Below are 21,269 nucleotides of genomic sequence, written 5' to 3'. Positions count from 1 at the left end.
CACTTTAGAATGCACATCCATATCCTGGGTATTTGTGGCACCTTTATGGGCGGTTTGGCCGTTCTCGCAAAACAAGCCGGACATAAAGTCACAGGCTGCGATGCGAACGTCTATCCCCCAATGAGTACGCAACTCGAAGCGCAAGGGATACAGTTAATTCAGGGCTTTGGGGCCGAGCAGACCGCACTGACACCGGATTTGTTCGTGATAGGCAACGTCGTCTCCCGTGGCAATCCTTTAATGGAAGAGATTCTTAATCGCGGTTTACCTTACACTTCTGGCCCCCAATGGATCGGTGAGCACATCCTGGCCGACAAATGGGTACTGGCCGTTGCCGGTACGCATGGCAAAACCACCACCTCGGCAATGCTCGCGTGGATATTGGAAGATGCTGGTTACAATCCGGGCTTTTTGATTGGTGGCGTGCCGATGAATTTTGGTATTTCGGCGCGATTATCGGGTAACGGGATCGAGACGTCTGCGTCTCCTTTTTTTGTGATCGAAGCAGATGAATACGATACGGCTTTCTTCGATAAGCGTAGTAAGTTCGTGCATTACCACGCAAAGACTGCAATTCTGAATAATCTCGAATACGATCATGCCGACATTTTCCCCGATCTTGCCGCGATAGAGACGCAGTTTCACCACTTGGTGCGCACCGTGCCAGGAATAGGTCGATTAGTTGTCAACGCGCGCGAACCCGCTTTGCAGCGCGTATTGACGCGTGGCTGTTGGAGCGAGCAAGAGTTATTCGGGATTGACGCACAAGCCGCCCAACATAACCCGACGCAGCTGGGCTGGTCCTTGACCACTCATACGGATGGCAACTTTGACGTGATTTTCAACGGCGATCACCAGGGAACCGTGGTGTGGTCGCTGACTGGCGAGCATAATCGCATGAATGCGATCGCGGCGATTGCTGCAGCGCGCCATGTTGGCATACCAACTGTTCAGGCTATCAAGGCACTCGGACGGTTTGAGAACGTGAAGCGCAGGATGGAATTGCGCGGCACCGTCAATCAGATTGCGGTGTATGACGACTTTGCGCATCACCCGACGGCGATTACCACCACCATCGCAGGTTTACGTAAAAAGATTGGCAATGCCCGCATTTTGGCTGTTTTGGAGCCGCGTTCCAATACGATGAAACTTGGGGCCATGAAAGAGGCGTTGCCGGATAGTCTGATTGATGCCGATCTGGTGTTTGGTTATGGGGCCAAGGGTGAAGGTAAGGAAGCGCTCGGATGGGATCTCGGTCAGGCCTTGGCTCCGTTAGGCAATAAGGCGCAAGCTTTCGACGTGCTGGATCGATTGATCGGCGCGGTTGCGCAGGCCGCACACCCGGGCGATCAGATATTGGTGATGAGCAATGGCGGATTTGGCGGTGTTCATCAAAAAATCCTGGATGCGTTGGCAAATCCGGGTACACACTCTTTGCCAGAGTCAGCGCCACATTCTGGCAATGCATCGGCCACGGCGTCAGTGATCATTCCAGCGCGATCATGATCCTTTACTTGCACGGCTTTCGCTCATCGCCCTCGTCATTTAAGGCGCGTTTTCTGGCTGAGCGACTACAAAGTTTAGGACTGCAAGACAAGTATATCTGTCCTCAATTACCAGCCTCACCTCAGGCTGCGATCCAACTCGCGCAGGCTTGTATCGCGCACGTCAACCCAGGCGATCTGACGGTAATCGGTTCTTCACTTGGCGGTTTTTATGCAACGTGGCTGGCCGAACAGACCGGTTGTCGGGCGGTATTGCTCAATCCTGCGGTAAAGCCGCCGCGCGATCTGGAAAAATATGTGGGTATGCATACGCAGTATCACTCTGACGCACCTTTTGAATTCAAGCGCGAATATATTGCTGAACTTGAAGTGCTTGTTTCGGCGAAAATTACGCTGCCGTCACGCTATTTCCTTGTTGCAGCCACCGGCGACGAGGTTCTCGATTGGCACGAAATGGTTGATCACTATCCATTGACGAAGCAATTGATTATCAATGGAGGTGATCACGGTCTCAGCGACTTTGCGGATTATGCCGATGCCATACTGACGTTTTGCGGAGTAGACGTTCCTCCTTTGCCGAGTGATCGCTGATGGCGCGCTCGCCGAGTTTTGCGCATTGGCATGATCATCCAAATGGTGTTCACCCAACGGCGTCGATGCGCGACTGGTTGATTGATCGCGCGTCGCTGACCTATAAGTTAATGGCAAACAGCACGCAATTTCGAGTGCAGCGTTTGCATCAGCATCGTGCAATGTGTCTTGCTGACGAATGCGCTGCAATTTTGTTGCCTCAGCGGCAAGTGGTGCAAGAGCGGGATGTATTGCTAATCTGCGATGGTCATCCTGTGGTGTTAGGTCATACTGTCTTGTCATTGGGCGCGACAACTGCCGAGTGGCCATTTTTCGGCACATTGGGTGAGCGCTCATTAGGCACCACACTGTTTGGCGATCCACTTGTGGCGCGGGGACAATTGCAATATGCCCGTTTGTATAATGGTCATCCGTTGGTCCGTCGGATGCGCGCGGCGACTGGTTTGGCAACACTGCCGACTCCCCTATTTGCGCGGCGTTCGACGTTTCGTCGCAAAGGCGGCGTAATGCTGGTGACTGAAGTGTTTTTTCCGGAAATTAAATTTTTACGGAATGTTTTAACGGGTTAGTCGAATGAATCCGGCGTTATTTTGTTGATCATCATTTTTTTTGAATGATAAAAGTTGTTCTTTGCCGTTATCGATTAAAAACAGATACGGGATTTACGCAAGATGCGTGCTGCAGCATGTCACTATTTGTTGCCGATGTGGTGGTGATGTTAATGCAACGCAATGCACCATCTTGCGTAAGTCATCATTACACCATGCAGGCGGTATCAACTAGCAAAGTAGTCATCACCGCAATACTCAGAATCCATAATTAAAGTAATCAATGAATCGTAATCAATGAATCTATTTTTTGAAGAGTCCGGCGACTTTAAAGCAGGGTCTGTTTTGTCACAGCAGGGCGAGGCTTATCAGGTCGAACTACCTACCGGAAAGCGTAGCAAAATTAAGTCAAAAGACGTATTGATACAGTTTGGCGCCCCGACACCGCAACAACTGCTCGATGACGCAAAACTTATCGCACAAGAAGTTGATGTTGATTTCTTATGGGAAGTTGCGGGTCAGGAAGAGTTTGGTTTTGCAGAATTGGGTGCCGAGTATTTTGGTCATGCTCCAATACCGTCTGAAGCCGCCGGATTGTTGATGTGCTTACATTCGGCACCGATATATTTTTATAAAAAGGGTCGTGGGCGCTATAAGGCTGCGCCTGAAGCGTCGCTTAAAGCCGCGCAGGCTGGCGTCGAAAAAAAGCGCCAGCAAGCGCTCATACAGGCTGAATATGTCGAACAATTGGTCGCTAATCAGTTGCCCGATGCGATGAAGCCGTTGGCTTTGCAGTTATTATTTAAACCAGATAAAAATAGTATTGAATACAAGGCGCTTGATGCCGCTTGCGTTTTCTTGCAAACCACACCGCAGCGTTTGATGCTGGTCGTTGGGGGCATTGCATCGCCAAAGGATCTGCATTTTTCCAAGTTTCTGTTTGAGTTTTTCCCGAAAGGCGCGGGTTTCCCAGAAATCTCGGTGCCAACTATTCCGACCGCTGCAACCTTGCCTTTGGCTGACGTCCTTGCATTTTCTATCGATGACGTGACAACCACCGAAATCGACGATGCGCTGTCAGTTGCGATATTGCCAGATGGCAATGTACGGATCGGTATCCATATCGCTGCGCCTGGACTCTCGATCAAACGTGATGACGCCATCGATGCGATCGCGCGTCATCGCATGTCAACCGTCTACATGCCCGGCGACAAAATTACCATGTTGCCAGATGCGTTGGTCGAAGCGTTCTCTCTGGATGAGGGAAAGAACTGTCCGGCTTTGTCGTTATACGCAACGCTGGACCCGCAAGACTGGCGCTTGATCAGCACCGAAACCAAAGCCGAATTGGTACCAATCTCCGCTAATTTACGTCACAACACGCTCGATATGCTGGTGACAGAAGATAACTTGGCGAGCGGTGAAGGCGACTATCCCCATAAGGCGGATATCGCCATTCTGTGGCAATGGATTTCTGTACTCGAACAAGGTCGGATGGCGAAGCGAGAAAGTTTCGGCCTGCGTCCCGAACAAAATAATCGCGTTGACTTCAATTTTTATGTTGAAGACGACGTTGTCACGATTGCTCGTCGCAAACGTGGTGCGCCGCTCGACAAGATCGTTGCTGAACTGATGATTTTTGCCAATAGTACTTGGGGAAAACTGATGAATGACCACGGTGTGCCGGGAATTTATCGTGCACAGGGCGGCGGCAGTGGTGGTTGGGCGACAAAAATGCAGGTGCGCATGGTAACCCACGCCGCGCCTCATCAGGGATTGGGCGTCGACCAATATGCATGGAGTACTTCACCGTTGCGTCGTTATACCGATCTTGTGAATCAATGGCAGATTTTGGCGTGCGTTGAGAGTGGCGTCACGGCGCCACTGGTGGCGCCATTCAAACCGCGCGATGCAGACTTGTTCGCGATTGTTTCGGCTTTCGATGCAACCTACGCGGGTTACAGTGATTTTCAGTCAACGATGGAACGCTATTGGTGTCTTCGTTGGCTGGGCCAGGAACAGGTGAAGCAGGTTGAAGCGGTTGTGTTGAAGGACGAAATTTTACGTCTGACCGATATACCTTTAGTAATCAAGTTACCTGGTATGCCACAAGTTGCACGGGGCGCGTCGGTAAAACTTGATTTGATTCGTTGGGACGAAATCGATTTGAGTATCGAGGTACGATTGCTGGAAGTGTTGACGCCGCCCGCGACCACGGCACAGGGCGATCCAAATGATGCCTCGGATGATGATGAAATGGTGGACGAACTTAATGCGGCCATGGATTTGCCGAACGAGCATTCGGGAATAGAAAAAGAGGGTGAGGGAACCGCGGAGGACGGTAATATCAATAGTATTGATGACCGTGAAGTTACAGATGTCGCGGTCAATGGTGTCGATGCGGAAACTGATGCCAAAGCAGATGTGGTTGCGGGCAGCGCTGCTTCAACCGACATGAAGCCTTAAGCTTTTGACGACCGGACGCCCAATCTTGCTGCGCGTGAAACCATTTTCTCAAAATCTGGTTTTATATATCGCCATCGCTATTTCGGTTTTAGTGCACGGGGCGCTGCTGGCCGTTCGCTTTACGCTGCCAGCATCGGCTAAGGTCAGGCTAACTGATCCAGCACTAGAAGTGATTCTCGTGAACGCCAAAACGCAGAGTGCGCCGGTGAAAGCGGAGGCGTTGGCGCAAGCAAATCTGGATGGAGGTGGTAACGCCGACGCTGGCCGTGCCAAGTCGCCGTTACCGGATATGCTGAAAACAGAAGATGGCGACAGCCTCAACACCGCCGATCACCGGATCGCGGCGCTAGAGAAAAAGCAGCAGCAAATGTTGTCACAGATGCAGAGCGCGGCATTGTTTTCGGTTCCGGAAACGACATCTCAGGATAGCCGTACAGATGCCGTGCCGACAGAGGATGGTAATGAGCTTACGCCGGATACCAAAGCACTGCGTCGCGAACAGGCCGAAATTGCCAAGAGTATCGAAGACTATAACAAGCGGCCGCGGAAAACTGTGATAACGCCCAGTACGCGTGGCGTGCGGTACGCGATGTATTACAAAGCTTTTGCGGACAGAGTGGAGCGCTTGGGAACGTTGAATTTTCCTCGTAAAAATGGGAGAAAATTGTACGGTAAATTAGTAGTGTCGGTCCCGATCTTTCAGGACGGGAGTATTTATACAAAAGACGGCGGCCTGGAAGTGGAGAGAAGTTCGAACGTTCCTGGCCTTGATGCCGCCGCGCTGAAAATAATCGAAAGAGCAGCGCCGTTTAACCGTTTTCCGCATAATATGCGCTCTGGCACTGCGGATGAAGTGTGGGAAGTGATTGTAACCTTGGATTTTTCTCGCGAAGGTCAACTTGAGACCAAATTGCGGAGTGTTGATAATCATTAAGCAAAGCTGTCGTCGCTTCTTTTGGGCAAGTATGGGTGAATATGAATCTATAAGATTGGTTTTTCATATCCGGCGATCTTTGTCTTGTTTGTATCAATATAAATATTAATAAAAAATTTTCATAAAGCTTTCAATATCAGTCTTTATCGATAGAACATCGATGTGTGGTGTTCCAAAAAATAACATAAAAAACTGCCAACATTATGTCTGCACCTGCTTCAAACTCATGCGATTTATCAAACGCAATATTAGCTTCCGTGCAATCTTCTTCCATGCCAGATCGCTATGTCGTCATTGGCAATCCGATAGCGCATAGCAAGTCCCCCGATATTCATGCGCGTTTTGCTGCTGAAACCGGACAGTCTATCGACTATGCGCGCTTGCTTGCGCCGCTGGATGGTTTTGCGAATGCGGTACGGGAATTTATCTTGCAAGGCGGTAAAGGCGCGAATGTTACCGTGCCATTTAAACTTGCTGCCTACGCATTGGCAACAACGTTGACCGCACGCGCCGAAGCCGCAGGGGCAGTCAACACCCTCGCTTTCAGAGATGAACAGATAATTGGCGATAATACCGACGGTATCGGTTTGGTGACAGATATCGTGCGTAATGCAGGGTCGCCAATCGCTGGAAAGCGCGTCTTGTTATTGGGAGCTGGTGGTGCGGCGCGTGGGGCGCTATTGCCACTATTGCTGGCGCGTCCAGCGCAACTGGTTTTGGCTAACCGGACAGTGGCTAAAGCGCAAGAATTAGTGGACCAGTTTGCACAAAAATTTCCTCAGGAAAATACCATCATTGCTTGCGGGTTTGCGGATGTGCATGGTCCGTTTGACTTGATCATCAACGCGACGTCTGCCAGTTTACAAGCCGACGTGCCGCCAATCTCAGCAAACGTTTTTGGACCGCAGACCTTGGCCTATGACATGATGTATGGCAAACAAGCTACCGTGTTTATGCAGTTTGCCAGTGCCCATGGTGCAACGGTGCGCGATGGTTTAGGAATGTTGGTGGAGCAAGCGGCAGAGTCGTTTTTTGTTTGGCGCTCCGTCCGACCGAACACTAGCGACGTGTTTGCCGCATTGCGTGCGCAGCTTTAATTCTGACGGGAAATAATGATGAAATCTGTCAGTAAACTGGTGTGGCGTTTGTTCCTGATTGTCATTGTCGCAATATTAGCGTTGCAACTTTATTTTTTCGTTCAAATTTGGTGGTGGGTCGATCACAACCCTAGTTCCACCAGCTTCATGCGACATCAATTGTCAGTCCTGCGCGAAACGAATCCGACTGTTCAGTTGCAATACAAATGGGTACCGTATAACCGTATTTCGACTAACTTAAAGCGTGCCATCATTGCTTCGGAAGATGCTAATTTTTCAGAGCATGAAGGAATTGACTGGGATGCACTGGAAAAAGCGTACGCGCGAAATAATAAAAAAGGCAAAATCATGCTTGGTGGTTCAACCATCACCCAGCAATTAGCCAAAAATCTCTTTTTATCGGGGGAGCGCAGTTATATTCGCAAAGGTCAGGAATTCGTTATCACGTACATGCTTGAATTTCTCATGGATAAAGAGCGGATTTACGAGATCTATCTGAACGTTGTGGAATGGGGAAGCGGCGTCTACGGCGCTGAAGCAGCAGCCCAACATTATTACCGTTCATCAGCGGCTAATCTTGGTGCTAGTCAGGCTGCGCGGTTGGCGGTCATGCTGCCACGTCCGCGTTTTTATGACAAAAATCGCGGATCAGCTTATTTGTCGAGGCGCACTGGTTTGATTTTGCGGCGCATGGGATCGGCCGAGTTGCCGTAAGCAGCCAATAAAATATTGGCTTTATAAAAATAAAACCGCTGGTAAAGCAACGTGCTTTACCAGCGGTTTTATTGTTAGTCCATCACACTTTAGCGGTATTGGATGACTAGTCGGATAATTTACGAGGTTGCGCGTAACTTTGCAAAAGCCCCACACGCCGCCTCAAGCGTCGCCTCTATCACTGCATCATCATGTTGTGCGGACACGAAGCCAGCCTCAAAGGCAGACGGTGCCAAATACACGCCCGCATCCAGCATTGCATGGAAAAATACGTTGAACTGCTCTTTATCGGTAGCCATCATTTCAGCAAAAGTATTCGGTACTTTTTCTGAGAAGTAGAGACCGAACATGCCACCGATAGCGTCAGCACAAAAAGCAACTCCGGCGTCAGCCGCAGCTTTAGTCAGGCCTTGTGTCAGCCTCAGGGTTTGCGCGCTGAGGTGTTGGTAGAAACCAGGCTCCTGAATCAACTTCAGTGTCGTCATGCCGGCTGCGACTGCGACTGGATTGCCGGATAGTGTACCGGCTTGGTAGACGCCGCCGAGTGGTGCCATGTGCTGCATCAGGTCAGCGCGACCGCCGAATGCGGCCACCGGCAAGCCGCCACCAATGACTTTGCCGAGCGCGGTAATATCCGGGACAACCTGATACAACGCTTGCGCACCGCCAAGTGCCACGCGGAAGCCACACATGACTTCATCAAAAATGAGCACAGCACCATATTTTGTACACAAACTACGCATAGCTTGTAAGAATTCCGGCGTGGCGCGAATCAAATTCATGTTGCCAGCAACCGGTTCGACGATCACACAGGCGATTTCGTCACCCATGTTTGCAAACGCTTCTTCCAGCTGGGAAACATTATTGTAGTCAAGTACCAGTGTGTGCTTGACGAAATCGGCTGGAACGCCAGACGAAGTAGGGTTGCCAAAGGTTAGCAAACCACTACCAGCTTTAACCAGTAACGAGTCAGCATGACCGTGATAGCAACCTTCAAACTTGACGATTTTGTCGCGTCCGGTGGCACCGCGTGCCAGGCGCAGGGCGCTCATGGTGGCTTCTGTGCCGCTCGAAACTAGACGCAGTTGCTCAATTGATGGCATCAGTTTGCAGATTTCTTCGGCAATCAGGATTTCGCCTTCGGTTGGCGCTCCAAAGCTTAGTCCGCGGGCGGCGGCGTCCTGAACTGCTTTAACCACGGTTGGATGAGCGTGACCAACGATCGCGGGACCCCACGACCCAATGTAATCAATGTAGCGACGATCATCCGCATCCCAGAAATAAGGTCCTTCAGCACGCGTGATAAAACGTGGTGTCCCGCCTACCGAGCGAAAAGCGCGCACTGGCGAATTAACACCGCCAGGAGTCGTTAATTGCGCACGGGAAAATAGCGTATCGTTATTGGATGTCATGTCGTAAGGATCATTAGAATAGGGTGCGCGCCCTTCATATTAAGGGCAAAAAAATGAACAGTCAGGCAATGCAGCCCAACTACATCAAGATACTATTGGTGGATTTTGTTCTTTCTCGTCGTTTTGTTGGCTTTCCTCTTCCGCAAGTCCATCCAAAACATCTTCTCGGGCCCAGAAAAAACGGTCGGGGACCAATTTTCCCATACCGAGTCGTTGGCCGGCCATGACCGCAGCGAGGGTGAACTCTTGTGCTTCGGAGACCGCTTCGGGAACATCAAGCCCGTTTGCCAGCATTGCAGCAATGGCAGCGGAGAGCGTAGTGCCAGCACCGCTAAACGAGCCAGAGACGCGCGGCCAGCTATCTTGCCGCAGTATCCCGGTATCGTTAAACAGCGTATTGCTGATTTCTGCTGCTGTCCCGGGTGTTCCGGTGACGAACAGGTATTCGCATCCCAGTTCGATGATGTGCATTGCATCGACAGTCGATAGATCCTGTGTCGACGGTTCGCGCCAGGTTTCGGCTAGTCGCGATAATTCGACGGCCGACAAGACCATTACCGTGCTTTGCGGGATCAATAGTTCGCGCATCGCGGTCAGAAGATCTTCGCTATCCTGACCTTGATCAGGCATCGCCGTCAGGAACGGATCGAGAATTAAAGGAATGTCAGGGTAATCGGAGACGATCTCTGCGATCACGGAGACACTTTCAATACTGCCGATTGCGCCAACCTTAAAGGCGGCCACCGGCATATCTTCGAGTAAAACGCGGGCTTGATCAGCGACCCAATCGGCGTCAATCTGCTGCGTATCTTCGATACGTGCAGTGTCACCGATTAAAATCGAGGTAATAACCGATAATCCATGGCAACCCATGGAAGAAAATGTGGCAAGATCTGCCTGAATTCCAGCGGCGCCGACTGGATCAGCAACACCGAATGTCAATATAAGAGGAGAAGTTTGGTTTTGCACGGCTGTTAGATTAAGATATCCGACTTTACATTTTACTTGATTGAAGGGTTTCCGCCGTGAGCAATACCAACGAAACATCGAACGAAGCGTCAAAACCAGCATATAAAACCTGGATGTGTCTGATTTGCGGCTGGATTTACGACGAAGAGCAGGGATTGCCGGAAGAGGGAATCGCTGCCGGAACGCTGTGGGATGACGTGCCTATGAACTGGACTTGTCCGGAATGTGGTGCGCGAAAGGAAGATTTTGAAATGGTAGTAATGTAATTTTAGCAATTTAGTTGTTAGTTGCAATTTGATCCCATCTGGATGAAATGTCATGCAGATTAAACCGCGTAATTAATCTGTGTAAATAGCAGATTAATCGCTACTCAACGATCAAAAGTGACAGACTTTTCTGTAGTAAACTCAAAAAAAACCGTCAAATTTGGCGGTGCGTCGAAATGTTGTTCTAAAGTTTCTTGAACTTTGTTACAGTGATTTGGTAAATCAAATTGATCTGGACAAAAACTTCATGACACAACCCATTGGCATCGCAAGCCTGAAGGTTATGGTGATTGACGATAGCAGCACTATTCGTCGTTCCGCCGAGATTTTTTTAAATTTGGCGGGTTATCAAGTGATCCTCGCAGAGGATGGTTTTGATGCCCTTGCCAAAATTAACGACCATAAGCCCGCCCTTATTTTTTGTGATATTTTGATGCCCCGACTGGATGGGTATCAAACCTGTGCGCTTATCAAAAAGAGTGCCAGATTTCATGCAACGCCAGTGGTGATGTTGTCTTCAAAAGACGGCTTATTCGATCGTGCCAGAGGCGCGATGGTGGGTGCCGACGAGTATCTGACCAAGCCTTTCACCAAAGATAGTCTGCTAAAGACTGTCCACCACTACACACAGCATCTTCAGGAAGCGAATCAGGCATTCGCTTCTACGACGTCCCCTGTTATGCCAGCTGAAACAGCGCTGGTACCTATTCCGACATAATTGAAGTAAAGGTTGAGCATGGCCATTCAAAAGGTTTTGGTTGTTGACGACTCTCCTACAGAGCGTTATTTTCTGACAGATATTCTGGCAAGAGGCGGTTACTCCGTCTCGACCTCTGAGAGTGGCGACGGCGTTATCAGCAAAATCAAGGCCGACAAACCGGACTTGATATTGATGGATATTGTGATGCCCGGTCAAAACGGATTTCAGGTCACACGTTCCATTTCACGCGATCCGGAGTTGCAAGATATTCCCATCATCATCTGTAGCAGTAAGGGCCTGGAGACAGATCGGATTTGGGGCTTGCGCCAAGGTGCGCGTGATTATCTGGTGAAGCCGATTAATCCGCAGGAGTTGCTGGCTAAAATCGCAGCACTCGGCTAATTCCAGGCGCTATTCAATGAGCCAATCAGAAGCTGATCCGCATATACCGTATTTGGCTGTCCCTCCTCCGCGCAAATTCGGCACTGACGCGGATGCGCGGCGTAGTCGTCTACGTGAATTTCAATCGCATTTACTCGAACGGATGGAAGCTGCACGCAGCGGTGTCAAGGTCCACCATAACCAATTAGGTTTATTAATCGGGCAACAACGCTGGCTACTTAGCCTGGAAGAAGCGGGTGAAATTGTCGCTGTTGACCGCATCACCAAAGTACCGTTGACGCAGGATTGGTATCTCGGTCTGACAAATATCCGCGGTACCTTAATAAGCGTTATCGATTTTGCACGCTATCAAGGGCAGGCCATCACGGTCATCGACAAAGATACGAGGATTGTCGCATTTGCCAATGCACTAGCATTTAACAGCGGTTTATTGGTAAGTCGAGTTCTCGGCTTACGCAATATCGATGAAATGGTCTTGCAACCGATTTCCCAGGATGTCGACGGGATTGGAGTTGAAGCCGCCGGTAGGGCTGATCCAGTTAATAGTGTGAAGGCAAGTGCCGCACAGTATTTGGATAGTGAGTCGCAGCTCTGGACTGAACTCAAATTGACGCAGGTACTAAGTAGCCCACGATTTTTACACATTGGTAGATGAAATCAGGGAAATAGAGGCCAGTTTATCGACGTCAGCAGTTGACGTAATAGTGGTGACATCGGGCAGCATCGAATTGGCAATTAGGAGATTCAGCAATGGCATTTAAACTACCGTTCCTATTCAAGACGGCGAAAGAAGAACAGATTAATGGCGGCAATTTTTTTCGACAAGAGTCGGGACCCGCAGGGATAGCATCGCTTGCCGCAGTCGGCGAGCATGGCGCAACGTCGAACAAAAGCCAGGCACCGCTGATGATGCGGGGCCATGAAGCATCATCGCTCAACGCCTCGGCAGTATTTCCATCATCGGAATTTATAGACGCAACTAGTTCAGTGGAGTCATCTGGTGCATCTGGTGCAGCAAGTCAGCCCTTCAGATCGTATCAAGACAAGCCATTACCACTGATCGGCAAGTTGCCGCAACAGCAGCAAGTTCGTACCCTATTGGCCATAATGGGTGCCGGCCTCGTGCTGACGATTGTCTTCCTGTGGTTGAGTACCAGAAGTGACACGCTAATTGCGACGCAGACCCAAATTGCAGGCGATGCGTTGATGCATTCCCAGCGGATTGGTAAAGCGACGCCGAATGCTATTCAGGGTAATACAGAAGCGTTTAAGCAGTTGTCCGATAGCCGCAAAGAACTTAATCAGGATTTGGTTTTACTGACTACCGGTGGGGTGTACAAAGGAAGCGAAATTCCTGCGCCGAGCCCACGAATGGCTTCTGCAGCCGCGGATGTGGAGAAAGTTTGGTTGAACACCGATAAGGCAGCTGAGACTATCTTAAAGCACCAAAAAGAATTGTCAGGCTTTGGCGTAATCTTACAAAAGCTAAACGGGATTTCGCCTGTATTGCTGGATTTGTCGGAGCAAATTGCCGCGATGAAGACGGAAGGCAGAGCAACACCGCGCGAAATTTCCGCAGCCTCACAACTTGTAATGCTGACGCAGCGTCTAGGGCGCAGCGCCAATGAATTTCTGACTTCTCAGGGGGTTAATCCTGAAACTGCATTTTTGCTTGGCAAGGATACCAACACCTTTCGCGACATCGTTAGTGGGTTTTTGAATGGTAGCGCCATATTGCGTTTGCCCGCTTCCAAAAATGAAGAAGAGCGCCAAAAATTAGCTGAGTTAGAAAACAGCTTTGCTGAATACCAGGTCGCCGTCACCGCTATTTTGGCGAACATACAGAACTTTGTATCGACTAAGCAATCCGAAGAATTGATCTTTACCGAAAACGAACTGTTAAAGCAGCGCCTGAGTACCTTGCAAGATAGTTATCGTAATGCACAGGATGAACTTAGCCTTCCATTTTGGCTGATGCTGGCATCGGCGTTGCTCGCCCTATTGGCTGCGGCCGGAATCGCGTGGGTCCAATTACAGGACGGACACCGTCGAACGCACGACGCAGACATGCGTCGACTTGAAGCCGAAGATCAGCGCTTAATGGCTATTCAGCATGAACTGGATACCAGCAACTTGAACGACCAGAATCAGGCAGCTATTTTACGTTTAATGAACGAGTTGCAAGAGGTAGCGGACGGTGATTTGACGGTGCAAGCGACAGTCTCTGAAGACATAACCGGGGCTATTGCGGATTCCGTGAACTACACAGTTGAAGAGTTGCGCGGACTGGTTGGTCGTGTCACCGCGACTGCACGACAAGTAACGACAGCGTCAGATCAGGCGCAAAGCATTTCGACCGAATTGTTAGAGGCATCCCAAACACAGGCGCGCGAGATCAAGGAAGCTACGCTAGCGGTGTTGGCAATGGCAACACAGATTACGGATGTATCCAAATCCGCGAGCGCGTCCGTTGATGTGGCACGGCAATCGGTAAGTGCGGCAGAAGAGGGTTCAAAAGCCGTTGAAAACGCCATTACCGGCATGAATGAAATTCGTGAGCAGATTCAGGAAACCTCAAAGCGGATTAAGCGTCTTGGAGAATCTTCACAAGAGATTGGTGAAATCACTGAGCTTATCGCTGATATTACGGAGCAGACCAATGTGCTGGCATTGAATGCAGCGATTCAGGCTGCATCCGCTGGTGAGGCGGGTCGTGGCTTTTCGGTGGTGGCTGAAGAAGTCCAGCGCCTGGCAGAGCGCTCCGGTGCGGCAACCAAGCAGATTGGCGCGCTGGTACGCACCATTCAAACCGATACGCACGATGCCGTGGTCGCGATGGAAAAGTCGACACAGGGCGTGGTCGAAGGAGCAAAGCTATCCGATGCCGCTGGCGCTGCACTGTCAGACATTCGTGGCGTGTCGAACCTGTTGGCCGAATTGATTCAAAATATTTCGTTGGCAACTGAGCAGCAGGCAAACTCGGCAAATGGTGTCGCTTCCAACATTCAGAATATTCTTACGGTGACCGAAAAAACACGGGAAGGAACTAGTCAGACTGCGTCGTCTATTCGTGAGTTGTCTAAACTTGCAGAAGATTTGAAAAGTTCGGTATCGCGCTTCCGCGTCACCAACTAACAACACCTTTATTGATTCGATTGCAGCGTGGCTATCTTTCCTGGTAACGGAATTGAGAGACTGGCGATAAAGTTAGTCTCTATAGTCTGAATGTTAAATTGCAAAATTTGAAAAAATATCACTCACACTTTTTACGTTCAATAAGATCAAGTCACCTGAATCAGGTCAACCCGTGGGATGACCGTATTGATTCCTTAGAACTGATGAGGCAGTCATGAGCACAGATTTTCACGGGCCCGCTACAGTGTCACAAATACAGCCAATGCAACCAATGCAATTAGATACCGGCCCGTTGTCTTGGGTGATGAGCGAAATTCGCGTAGCACTTGGACAATCACTCCAGGCTTTACAGTACTCATTGGCGGTAAGTGATGATCTTTCGGCAACCGACGTTGTTGAGACACCAGTTGTGGGTGGCGTTGTGCCCCCGTACGATCAAACTACTGCGCTGCAATATGCCAAGACATATTTGCATCAGGCGCACGGTGCGTTGCAAATGGTGGATATAGACGGTGTCACAGTGATTACTGACGCCGTTGAAAATCTACTTGAATATGCGCAAACTGAGCAATGTATTGGTCGGACAGCGCTAACCGTTGAAAACGTGCAGAGTATTCAATCTGCTTATCAGGCATTGATCGAATATCTGGAAGAACTATTGGCTGGGGCGATGCACCAGCCTGTGAAATTGTTCCCCTATTACAAAGCACTACTAGAAATTCGCGGCGCTGATCGGATTCATCCTGCAGACTTGTTTTTCCCTGATTTGACGACTCGTCCGCAGTTCGACATGATCGAGAGTTCTACCAGCTTCGGAGCGAGCCCGTTGCTTGGACAATTGAGCGATCAGGTGATCGACCAGTCGGTCGACTACAGCCCATTGCGCAAACGTTTTGAAATGGCCCTCTTGCCATTTTTAAAAAGTGCCGATAGCACCGTTGAGTGTACCAATGCGGCGATTATGCAGGCTGTTATTGCTGATATTTCTCTTGTGCAAAAAAATCATCAGGTAAGGGCTTTCTGGTGGGTATTGCAAGGGTTTGCCGATGGCGTGGCGAATGCGCAAATTGCAAACGAGTTGTTCGTTAAGCAGTTATTTGCCCGCATCAATTTACAGCTACGTCGTTTAAGTCAGGGCTCATCAAGTATCTCGGAACGTCTTTTACGCGATGCATTATTTTTTATCTCCAGAATAGATGCTCCATCAGCACTAAACGCACAGATTCGTAGCACTTATCGGCTGGATGGACTCGTTCCATCGGATTTTTCTTTGCATCGGTATGGTCAGGTTGATTTGGCAGCTTTACGTGCGGCCAAAGAACATTTAACGCGGGCTAAACAAATGTGGGATTGTCTCGCCGCTGGTGAGCCCGATCTTCACCAGGAGTTTGAGCAAGAAATGCTTGGGTTGAGCGCTGTTGGCAGTAAGTTAAACGCGCCATCTCTCGCTAAGTTATTGCGAGAGTTAAGCGGTATTGCGCGTCATGCCACCTTGGCCAGACAGGGTGATCCAATCGGTTTGGAGATAGCGACGAGTTTACTATTTATCGAATACTCCCTTAGCTGTATTAACCGTTTGCCGGTGAATTTTTCGGAAAGTGCCGATGCCATGACGGCACACTTATTATCAGTGATGTCAGATGAGCCACCCGCTGAACCGATGCCTTGGTTGGATGATATCTATCGGGACGCGCAACAAAAAAAAATAGTCAAGGTGCTAGTTGGCGAGATGCTAGTTAGCTTGCGCCATGTCGAAAAGTTACTCGACGAATATTTTGTAATGCAAACCAAGCGCGAAGTATTAACTCAGATCGACTATGTCTTACATCAGATCGAAGGGGCGCTTGCTATACAAGAGAAGTCAGAGGCGGCAGCCGTGGTTGCGCATACGCGCGTCGCACTTCAACAGCTTTTTGACGCGGGAGAGGATGTGGCTGAGCCAGCACAGGAGGAGTTTGAGCGCATTGCACAAAACATCGGCGCGCTCAGTTTCTATCTTGAGGCAGTGCAGCACCAAGCCGATAAGTCTGACTTCACGGATGCCTTCGGTTCGCAAACTATACGCTTAAGTTTCGATCCGCAACGCAGTGTATTTCGCGTGAATTTATTAGAGCGCCACACTGCGGTGCACTTGCTACAGAGTGGAGCGATGCCGCATTCAGTTGCCTCGATCTCCACCATTACAATATCGCCTATAGAAACCTCGTTTGAGAAATTAGAACAGACCGATGTTTTTACGGAAAAATCTGGCGACAGCAGTCAGTCAATATCGTCGTCATTCTTGGAAGCGCTACCATCGTTGTCTTTTCTTGATGTGCCGACTGTAGAAGTCGAGTTGTTGCAACATCAGACCCAATCTGTAGAGTTGGCGCGGTCACTGGCGGCAAACCCAGAGAATGCCGCTCTGCACGGGCAGCTAAAAGACGCGTTAGTGCAATTGCGGGTCGACGCAGCCCTAAGTGACGATCATGCGGCTGTCGAACGAGCTCAAGCTGCGATTAAGATTCTCAACGACCAATATTTTTCCGCATCACAGCAGTCGCTCACTGAGATTATTGCTGTGATTGTGCCACATCATAATGTCGAAAATTTTCCAGAAATGGATTTGGATGCGCCGTCTCAGATCAGTGAAGAAGAGGCCGACGCCGAGCTTCTCGATATTTTTCTGTCAGAAGCAGAGGAAGTGCTGGACATCGTCCAGCAGACAGTTCCGCTTGCCCGCTCAGCACCTGATGCGCAAGAACATCTCATCGTATTACGACGGGCTTTTCACACATTAAAGGGTAGTAGCCGGATGATCGGCATGAATGCATTTGGGGATGCATCGTGGGCTGTTGAGCAAGTGCTGAATTTGTGGCTCACCGAGGCAAGATCCGGTACGCCCGATTTATATGCGTTGCTTGACCATGCGGTAGTCTTCCTCGACGACTGGGTAAAAGAGGTTTACGCAGATGGAGGCTCAACCCGTACCTCACAAATACTCATCGAATATGCAGAACAAGTACGCGATGGGAAAACATTTTTGTTGGTCGAGTCCGCTACGACGCCAATTAAGCCAAGCAGCGCGGCATTCCGTGACATTGATCTATCACTTTCGTCAAATATAGAGAATATTGCTTTAATTGGTAACGCGGAGGCGCTACTCTTTTCTTTTAATCGCGATAATTCAGCGTTAGAAAACGATGAGGCAGCCTATCAACCAAGTCAGATTGGGTCGATTGATCAGAGCAAATTTTCTCACGCGAGCTTGTCGAATATTCACGCCGATTTTTTTGATCCCGGCGCAGAGATATTTAGTTTTCCAGGTTTGCCCGAGACGCGACAAGATGACAGCATTAAAAAAATTGGAGATTTGTCGATCAGCCTGCCGCTGTATAACATTTACTTGTCGGAGACCGACCAGTTGGTACGCTTGTTATCACACGACTTTTCTGAATGGCGTCACGAACCAGAACGGCCAGTCGCCGTGCAATCCATCTACGCCGCGCATTCGCTGGCGGGAAGCTCTGCGACCGTTGGCTTTAAACCATTACATAACGTTGCGCATGCGCTAGAAATGGTTTTGCAGAGGATGGCCTTACAGCCAAGCCCCGTGCGCGAGCAAGAATTCGACATTATTGAATCGACGATCACGCGGGCCAAATGGATGTTGCAGCAATTTGCGCAAAGTGAAATGCCGTACTACGAACCTGCATTGGTCAGCGCGCTTGAGGCTTTACGGCATGGGCCGCAAGTGCAGATTGATGATCTCGCTGATGAGACAGTTATTCAATCAGATGTTTATCCCGAACATCAGCGAATAAACCCTTCAGAAAACGCGGCTAGCGTCAGGCCACATCAACAATCGCTAACGATTAACCGACGACCGCTTATATCTGCGTCGTTACAAGCGATCAATGCTACCGGGCTCGACGTTGATCCCTCTTCGATTTTACGTGACGAGATTGATGTTGATTTATTGCCTGTATTTTTGGAAGAAGGGCGCGATATTCTTCCGCAAATCGAAAGTGCATTACGAAGTTGGCAGAGTACTGCAATGTATGGCGACGATGGCAATTCTGATCGTAATAGTGGCATTCATAGCCACGCTCTTACTGCCATTCCAGTAGAAACCGTACACGCTATTTTGCGACATTTGCACACCATTAAAGGTAGCGCGCGTATGGCAGGTGCGATGGTGCTTGGTCAGCATATGCACGAGATGGAAAGTCATATTGAGGCAACGTTATACAGCCCCACGCCATCGCCGCATGTGATTGAAGAATTGCTGGCGCATTACGATCATGGCGTCCAGATGTTCGAAGGCTTGCAACGTCCAAGCCCAATTTCTTCTGCTCAACAGGCTCTCCAACAAGCTCTCCAACAGGCGACACCACAGGCGATAAGTGGAAGTGCATTGGAAGACGCGAAGGTGTTCAATCCGAGAAATATGGTGTCAACGTCGGTTGGTGCCACGAACCTGATGTCGGCGAATGCTGTTCACGGTAGCGCGCCAGCGCCATGGCTAGCAACAGTTCCTGGTGTTGCCGCAGTGACGCAGGTGCGCGTCAATGCCGATGTGTTAGACCGCTTGGTGAATCAGGCTGGTGAAGTGTCGATTGCCCGCTCTCGGATGGAATCTGGCGTGGGTTCGCTCCAACAATCCTTGGTGGAGTTGACCGAAAATGTTGACCGCTTGCGTGGTCAGTTACGTGAAATTGAAATGCAAGCAGAAACACAGATATCCTCGCGGATGACATTGGCAGGTGAGCGCGAATTTGATCCACTCGAGTTTGATCGCTTTACGCGCCTGCAAGAATTAACCAGGATCATGGCAGAGAGCGTCAATGATGTGTCGTCTCTACAAAAAAGCCTGACCAAGACGGTAGAAAGCACTAGCGCAGACCTTGTTATGCAAGGACGCCTTACGCGTGATTTACAACAAGACTTGATGCATGTGCGGATGGTGCAGTTTGCCAGTGTCGCCGAGCGATTATATCGATTGACGCGCCAGGTATCGAAAGAAATCGACAAACGTGTGAATTTGGATATTCGCGGTAGCACGGTGGAAATTGATCGTAGCGTTCTAGAAAAAATGGTCGGACCTTTTGAGCATTTGCTGCGTAATGCGATCGTTCACGGCATTGAATCACGTGAAGGTCGTCGCGCCGCCGGTAAGAACGATGTTGGCCAATTGAAAATTGAAATTCGTCAGAATGGTAACGAGATATTGATTCAGCTGTCTGATGACGGCCAAGGTTTGCAATTAGGCCACATCCGCGACAAGGCTGAGGCACTTGGCTTGTTGGACAGCGGGCAGCAACTCTCTGACGGTGAGTTAAATGATTTTATTTTCCGGTCAGGATTTTCTACCGTTACTGAAGTGACTAAACTTGCAGGTCGTGGAATTGGTATGGATGTTGTGCGCTCTGAAGCCGCAGCGCTCGGTGGCCGTGTTGCAGTCTCCAGTGAAGCCGGCAAGGGAACGCATTTTACGATTCATTTACCGCTTACGCTTGCTGTGACGCAAGTAGTCATTTTTTCGACCGGCAGCAATACTTATGCAGTACCGTCGGCCTTGGTAGAGCAAGTGCAACACTTGAAAGCAACAGCGTTGGCGAGTGCCTATAATGACGGCACAGTATTGTGGCAGGACCAATACGTCCCGCTACATTACTTGTCGGCGTTGTTGGGGGAGCATCAGGTGACGCCGATAACCCAGCAATACTCGCCAATTATTCTTTTGCGCAGCGGTAACGATCGGGTGGCAATCCACGTGGACGCTATCATTGGTAACCGAGAAGTGGTCGTCAAAAATATCGGTCCGCAATTGTCGCGCATGATCGGTATCGTCGGTGCGACGGTTCTCGGGTCAGGTGACATTGTATTAATTTTGAACCCTGTGCCAGTGGCGTTGCGGTTGGCCCAGCAATTGCGCTCACCGCTTAAAGTAAAAAGTAACGAGTCAAATATGGCGGAGATTAGCCAATACGTTAATGAAGAGTTAGTCAATCCTGGTCAGGTGATTGGTGCGGTCGCCAGCATCGTCGCACCCAATCAACCGGCCGTACCTGTGCAGGGTCTCCGAACGCAAAAAATTGTTATGGTAGTCGACGATTCGCTAACCGTACGTCGCGTCACGCAGCGCTTGTTATCGCGCGAAGGGTATCAGGTGGTATTAGCAAAAGACGGTATCGATGCCCTGCAACAATTACAGGCAGTCAGGCCCGACGTCATGCTCGTAGATATTGAAATGCCACATATGGATGGCTTTGATCTGACACGTAACATCCGCAACGATGATCGGACTCGCCATATTCCCATCATCATGATTACGTCGCGCACAGCCGCAAAACATCGAACTTACGCAATGGAATTAGGTGTCAATGAATACCTCGGAAAACCATTTCAGGAGGACGCGTTGTTGGCTGCGATTAGTGCATTTGTAAAAAAAGAAATAGCAATAATGTGATTTGGTGTGATTTGGTGTGATTTGGTGTGGTTTGCTGTGATAGCAGATCAAGCTGACAACCGGAGCGTCAAGTTGGGGG

At 49.7% G+C, this 21,269-nt stretch carries 16 protein-coding genes; 14 read left to right on the top strand and 2 right to left on the bottom strand.

Annotation, left to right across the window (positions count from 1 at the left end; genetic code table 11):
- Positions 1-9 precede the first annotated feature (9 nt).
- From mpl to mtgA, 8 genes are all read left to right on the top strand, one after another.
- Positions 10-1,506: a UDP-N-acetylmuramate:L-alanyl-gamma-D-glutamyl-meso-diaminopimelate ligase gene (gene mpl, locus QN379_RS11815; protein ID WP_323506702.1), complete on the top strand. Its 1,497-nt coding sequence runs from the start codon at positions 10-12 to the stop codon at positions 1,504-1,506.
- Entirely contained in the window at positions 1,503-2,096 is a 594-nt protein-coding gene (locus QN379_RS11810; RefSeq protein WP_322233204.1) for a YqiA/YcfP family alpha/beta fold hydrolase, read from the top strand. The genes mpl and QN379_RS11810 overlap by 4 nt, the downstream gene beginning before the upstream one ends.
- The gene (locus tag QN379_RS11805; protein WP_323506701.1) at positions 2,096-2,665 is read left to right on the top strand and encodes a chorismate--pyruvate lyase family protein; all 570 of its coding nucleotides are present in this window, start codon (positions 2,096-2,098) and stop codon (positions 2,663-2,665) included. The genes QN379_RS11810 and QN379_RS11805 overlap by 1 nt, the downstream gene beginning before the upstream one ends.
- Before the next feature lie 116 nt (positions 2,666-2,781).
- Complete coding sequence (locus QN379_RS11800) at positions 2,782-2,919, top strand: hypothetical protein (RefSeq protein WP_323506700.1); 138 nt, start codon at positions 2,782-2,784, stop codon at positions 2,917-2,919.
- A gap of 22 nt (positions 2,920-2,941) precedes the next feature.
- Positions 2,942-5,110, top strand: coding sequence for a ribonuclease catalytic domain-containing protein (locus QN379_RS11795; protein WP_323506699.1), 2,169 nt, complete (start codon positions 2,942-2,944; stop codon positions 5,108-5,110).
- Between the two features lie 34 nt (positions 5,111-5,144).
- Positions 5,145-6,044 carry an energy transducer TonB gene (locus QN379_RS11790; protein ID WP_323506735.1) on the top strand — a complete coding sequence of 300 codons (900 nt, stop codon included), beginning with the start codon at positions 5,145-5,147 and terminating at the stop codon, positions 6,042-6,044.
- A 272-nt stretch (positions 6,045-6,316) separates the two neighbouring features.
- Positions 6,317-7,141 (top strand): shikimate dehydrogenase, encoded by an 825-nt coding sequence (gene aroE, locus QN379_RS11785; protein ID WP_322240212.1) that lies wholly within the window; start codon positions 6,317-6,319, stop codon positions 7,139-7,141.
- A gap of 18 nt (positions 7,142-7,159) precedes the next feature.
- The gene (gene mtgA, locus QN379_RS11780) at positions 7,160-7,855 is read left to right on the top strand and encodes a monofunctional biosynthetic peptidoglycan transglycosylase (protein WP_323506734.1); all 696 of its coding nucleotides are present in this window, start codon (positions 7,160-7,162) and stop codon (positions 7,853-7,855) included.
- 119 nt (positions 7,856-7,974) lie between these two features.
- Here mtgA and hemL read toward each other — a convergent pair whose 3' ends face one another.
- Positions 7,975-9,267 carry a glutamate-1-semialdehyde 2,1-aminomutase gene (hemL, locus tag QN379_RS11775; RefSeq protein ID WP_323506698.1) on the bottom strand — a complete coding sequence of 431 codons (1,293 nt, stop codon included), beginning with the start codon at positions 9,265-9,267 and terminating at the stop codon, positions 7,975-7,977.
- Between the two features lie 84 nt (positions 9,268-9,351).
- Entirely contained in the window at positions 9,352-10,236 is an 885-nt protein-coding gene (locus QN379_RS11770) for a hydroxymethylpyrimidine/phosphomethylpyrimidine kinase (RefSeq protein WP_323506697.1), read from the bottom strand.
- 113 nt (positions 10,237-10,349) lie between these two features.
- On the opposite strand from QN379_RS11770, the gene QN379_RS11765 reads away from it, so the two are divergent.
- From QN379_RS11765 to QN379_RS11740, 6 genes are all read left to right on the top strand, one after another.
- Positions 10,350-10,502: a rubredoxin gene (locus QN379_RS11765; RefSeq protein WP_323506733.1), complete on the top strand. Its 153-nt coding sequence runs from the start codon at positions 10,350-10,352 to the stop codon at positions 10,500-10,502.
- Between the two features lie 247 nt (positions 10,503-10,749).
- The gene (locus QN379_RS11760; protein WP_322233193.1) at positions 10,750-11,220 is read left to right on the top strand and encodes a response regulator; all 471 of its coding nucleotides are present in this window, start codon (positions 10,750-10,752) and stop codon (positions 11,218-11,220) included.
- 18 nt (positions 11,221-11,238) lie between these two features.
- A complete protein-coding gene (locus QN379_RS11755; protein ID WP_322233191.1) occupies positions 11,239-11,604 on the top strand; it encodes a response regulator transcription factor in 366 nt (121 codons plus the stop codon).
- Between the two features lie 16 nt (positions 11,605-11,620).
- A complete protein-coding gene (locus QN379_RS11750) occupies positions 11,621-12,259 on the top strand; it encodes a chemotaxis protein CheW (protein WP_322233189.1) in 639 nt (212 codons plus the stop codon).
- Between the two features lie 95 nt (positions 12,260-12,354).
- On the top strand, positions 12,355-14,739 hold the full coding sequence (locus QN379_RS11745; RefSeq protein ID WP_322233187.1) for a methyl-accepting chemotaxis protein: 2,385 nt from the start codon (positions 12,355-12,357) through the stop codon (positions 14,737-14,739).
- A gap of 214 nt (positions 14,740-14,953) precedes the next feature.
- On the top strand, positions 14,954-21,190 hold the full coding sequence (locus QN379_RS11740; protein WP_323506696.1) for an Hpt domain-containing protein: 6,237 nt from the start codon (positions 14,954-14,956) through the stop codon (positions 21,188-21,190).
- Positions 21,191-21,269 lie beyond the last annotated feature (79 nt).

Source organism: Glaciimonas sp. Gout2 (assembly GCF_035018905.1).
GTDB lineage: Bacteria > Pseudomonadota > Gammaproteobacteria > Burkholderiales > Burkholderiaceae_D > Glaciimonas.
This window is presented reverse-complemented; position numbering and strand designations above follow the sequence as displayed.

What these genes read in the sequence shown, in the direction of transcription:
- mpl (WP_323506702.1), top strand. Translation starts at nt 10, where the DNA reads ATGCACATCCATATCCTGGGTATTTGTGGCACCTTTATGGGCGGTTTG.
- QN379_RS11810 (WP_322233204.1), top strand. Translation starts at nt 1,503, where the DNA reads ATGATCCTTTACTTGCACGGCTTTCGCTCATCGCCCTCGTCATTTAAG.
- QN379_RS11805 (WP_323506701.1), top strand. Translation starts at nt 2,096, where the DNA reads ATGGCGCGCTCGCCGAGTTTTGCGCATTGGCATGATCATCCAAATGGT.
- QN379_RS11800 (WP_323506700.1), top strand. Translation starts at nt 2,782, where the DNA reads ATGTCACTATTTGTTGCCGATGTGGTGGTGATGTTAATGCAACGCAAT.
- QN379_RS11795 (WP_323506699.1), top strand. Translation starts at nt 2,942, where the DNA reads ATGAATCTATTTTTTGAAGAGTCCGGCGACTTTAAAGCAGGGTCTGTT.
- aroE (WP_322240212.1), top strand. Translation starts at nt 6,317, where the DNA reads ATGCCAGATCGCTATGTCGTCATTGGCAATCCGATAGCGCATAGCAAG.
- mtgA (WP_323506734.1), top strand. Translation starts at nt 7,160, where the DNA reads ATGAAATCTGTCAGTAAACTGGTGTGGCGTTTGTTCCTGATTGTCATT.
- hemL (WP_323506698.1), bottom strand. Translation starts at nt 9,267, where the DNA reads ATGACATCCAATAACGATACGCTATTTTCCCGTGCGCAATTAACGACT.
- QN379_RS11765 (WP_323506733.1), top strand. Translation starts at nt 10,350, where the DNA reads ATGTGTCTGATTTGCGGCTGGATTTACGACGAAGAGCAGGGATTGCCG.
- QN379_RS11760 (WP_322233193.1), top strand. Translation starts at nt 10,750, where the DNA reads ATGACACAACCCATTGGCATCGCAAGCCTGAAGGTTATGGTGATTGAC.
- QN379_RS11755 (WP_322233191.1), top strand. Translation starts at nt 11,239, where the DNA reads ATGGCCATTCAAAAGGTTTTGGTTGTTGACGACTCTCCTACAGAGCGT.
- QN379_RS11750 (WP_322233189.1), top strand. Translation starts at nt 11,621, where the DNA reads ATGAGCCAATCAGAAGCTGATCCGCATATACCGTATTTGGCTGTCCCT.
- QN379_RS11745 (WP_322233187.1), top strand. Translation starts at nt 12,355, where the DNA reads ATGGCATTTAAACTACCGTTCCTATTCAAGACGGCGAAAGAAGAACAG.
- QN379_RS11740 (WP_323506696.1), top strand. Translation starts at nt 14,954, where the DNA reads ATGAGCACAGATTTTCACGGGCCCGCTACAGTGTCACAAATACAGCCA.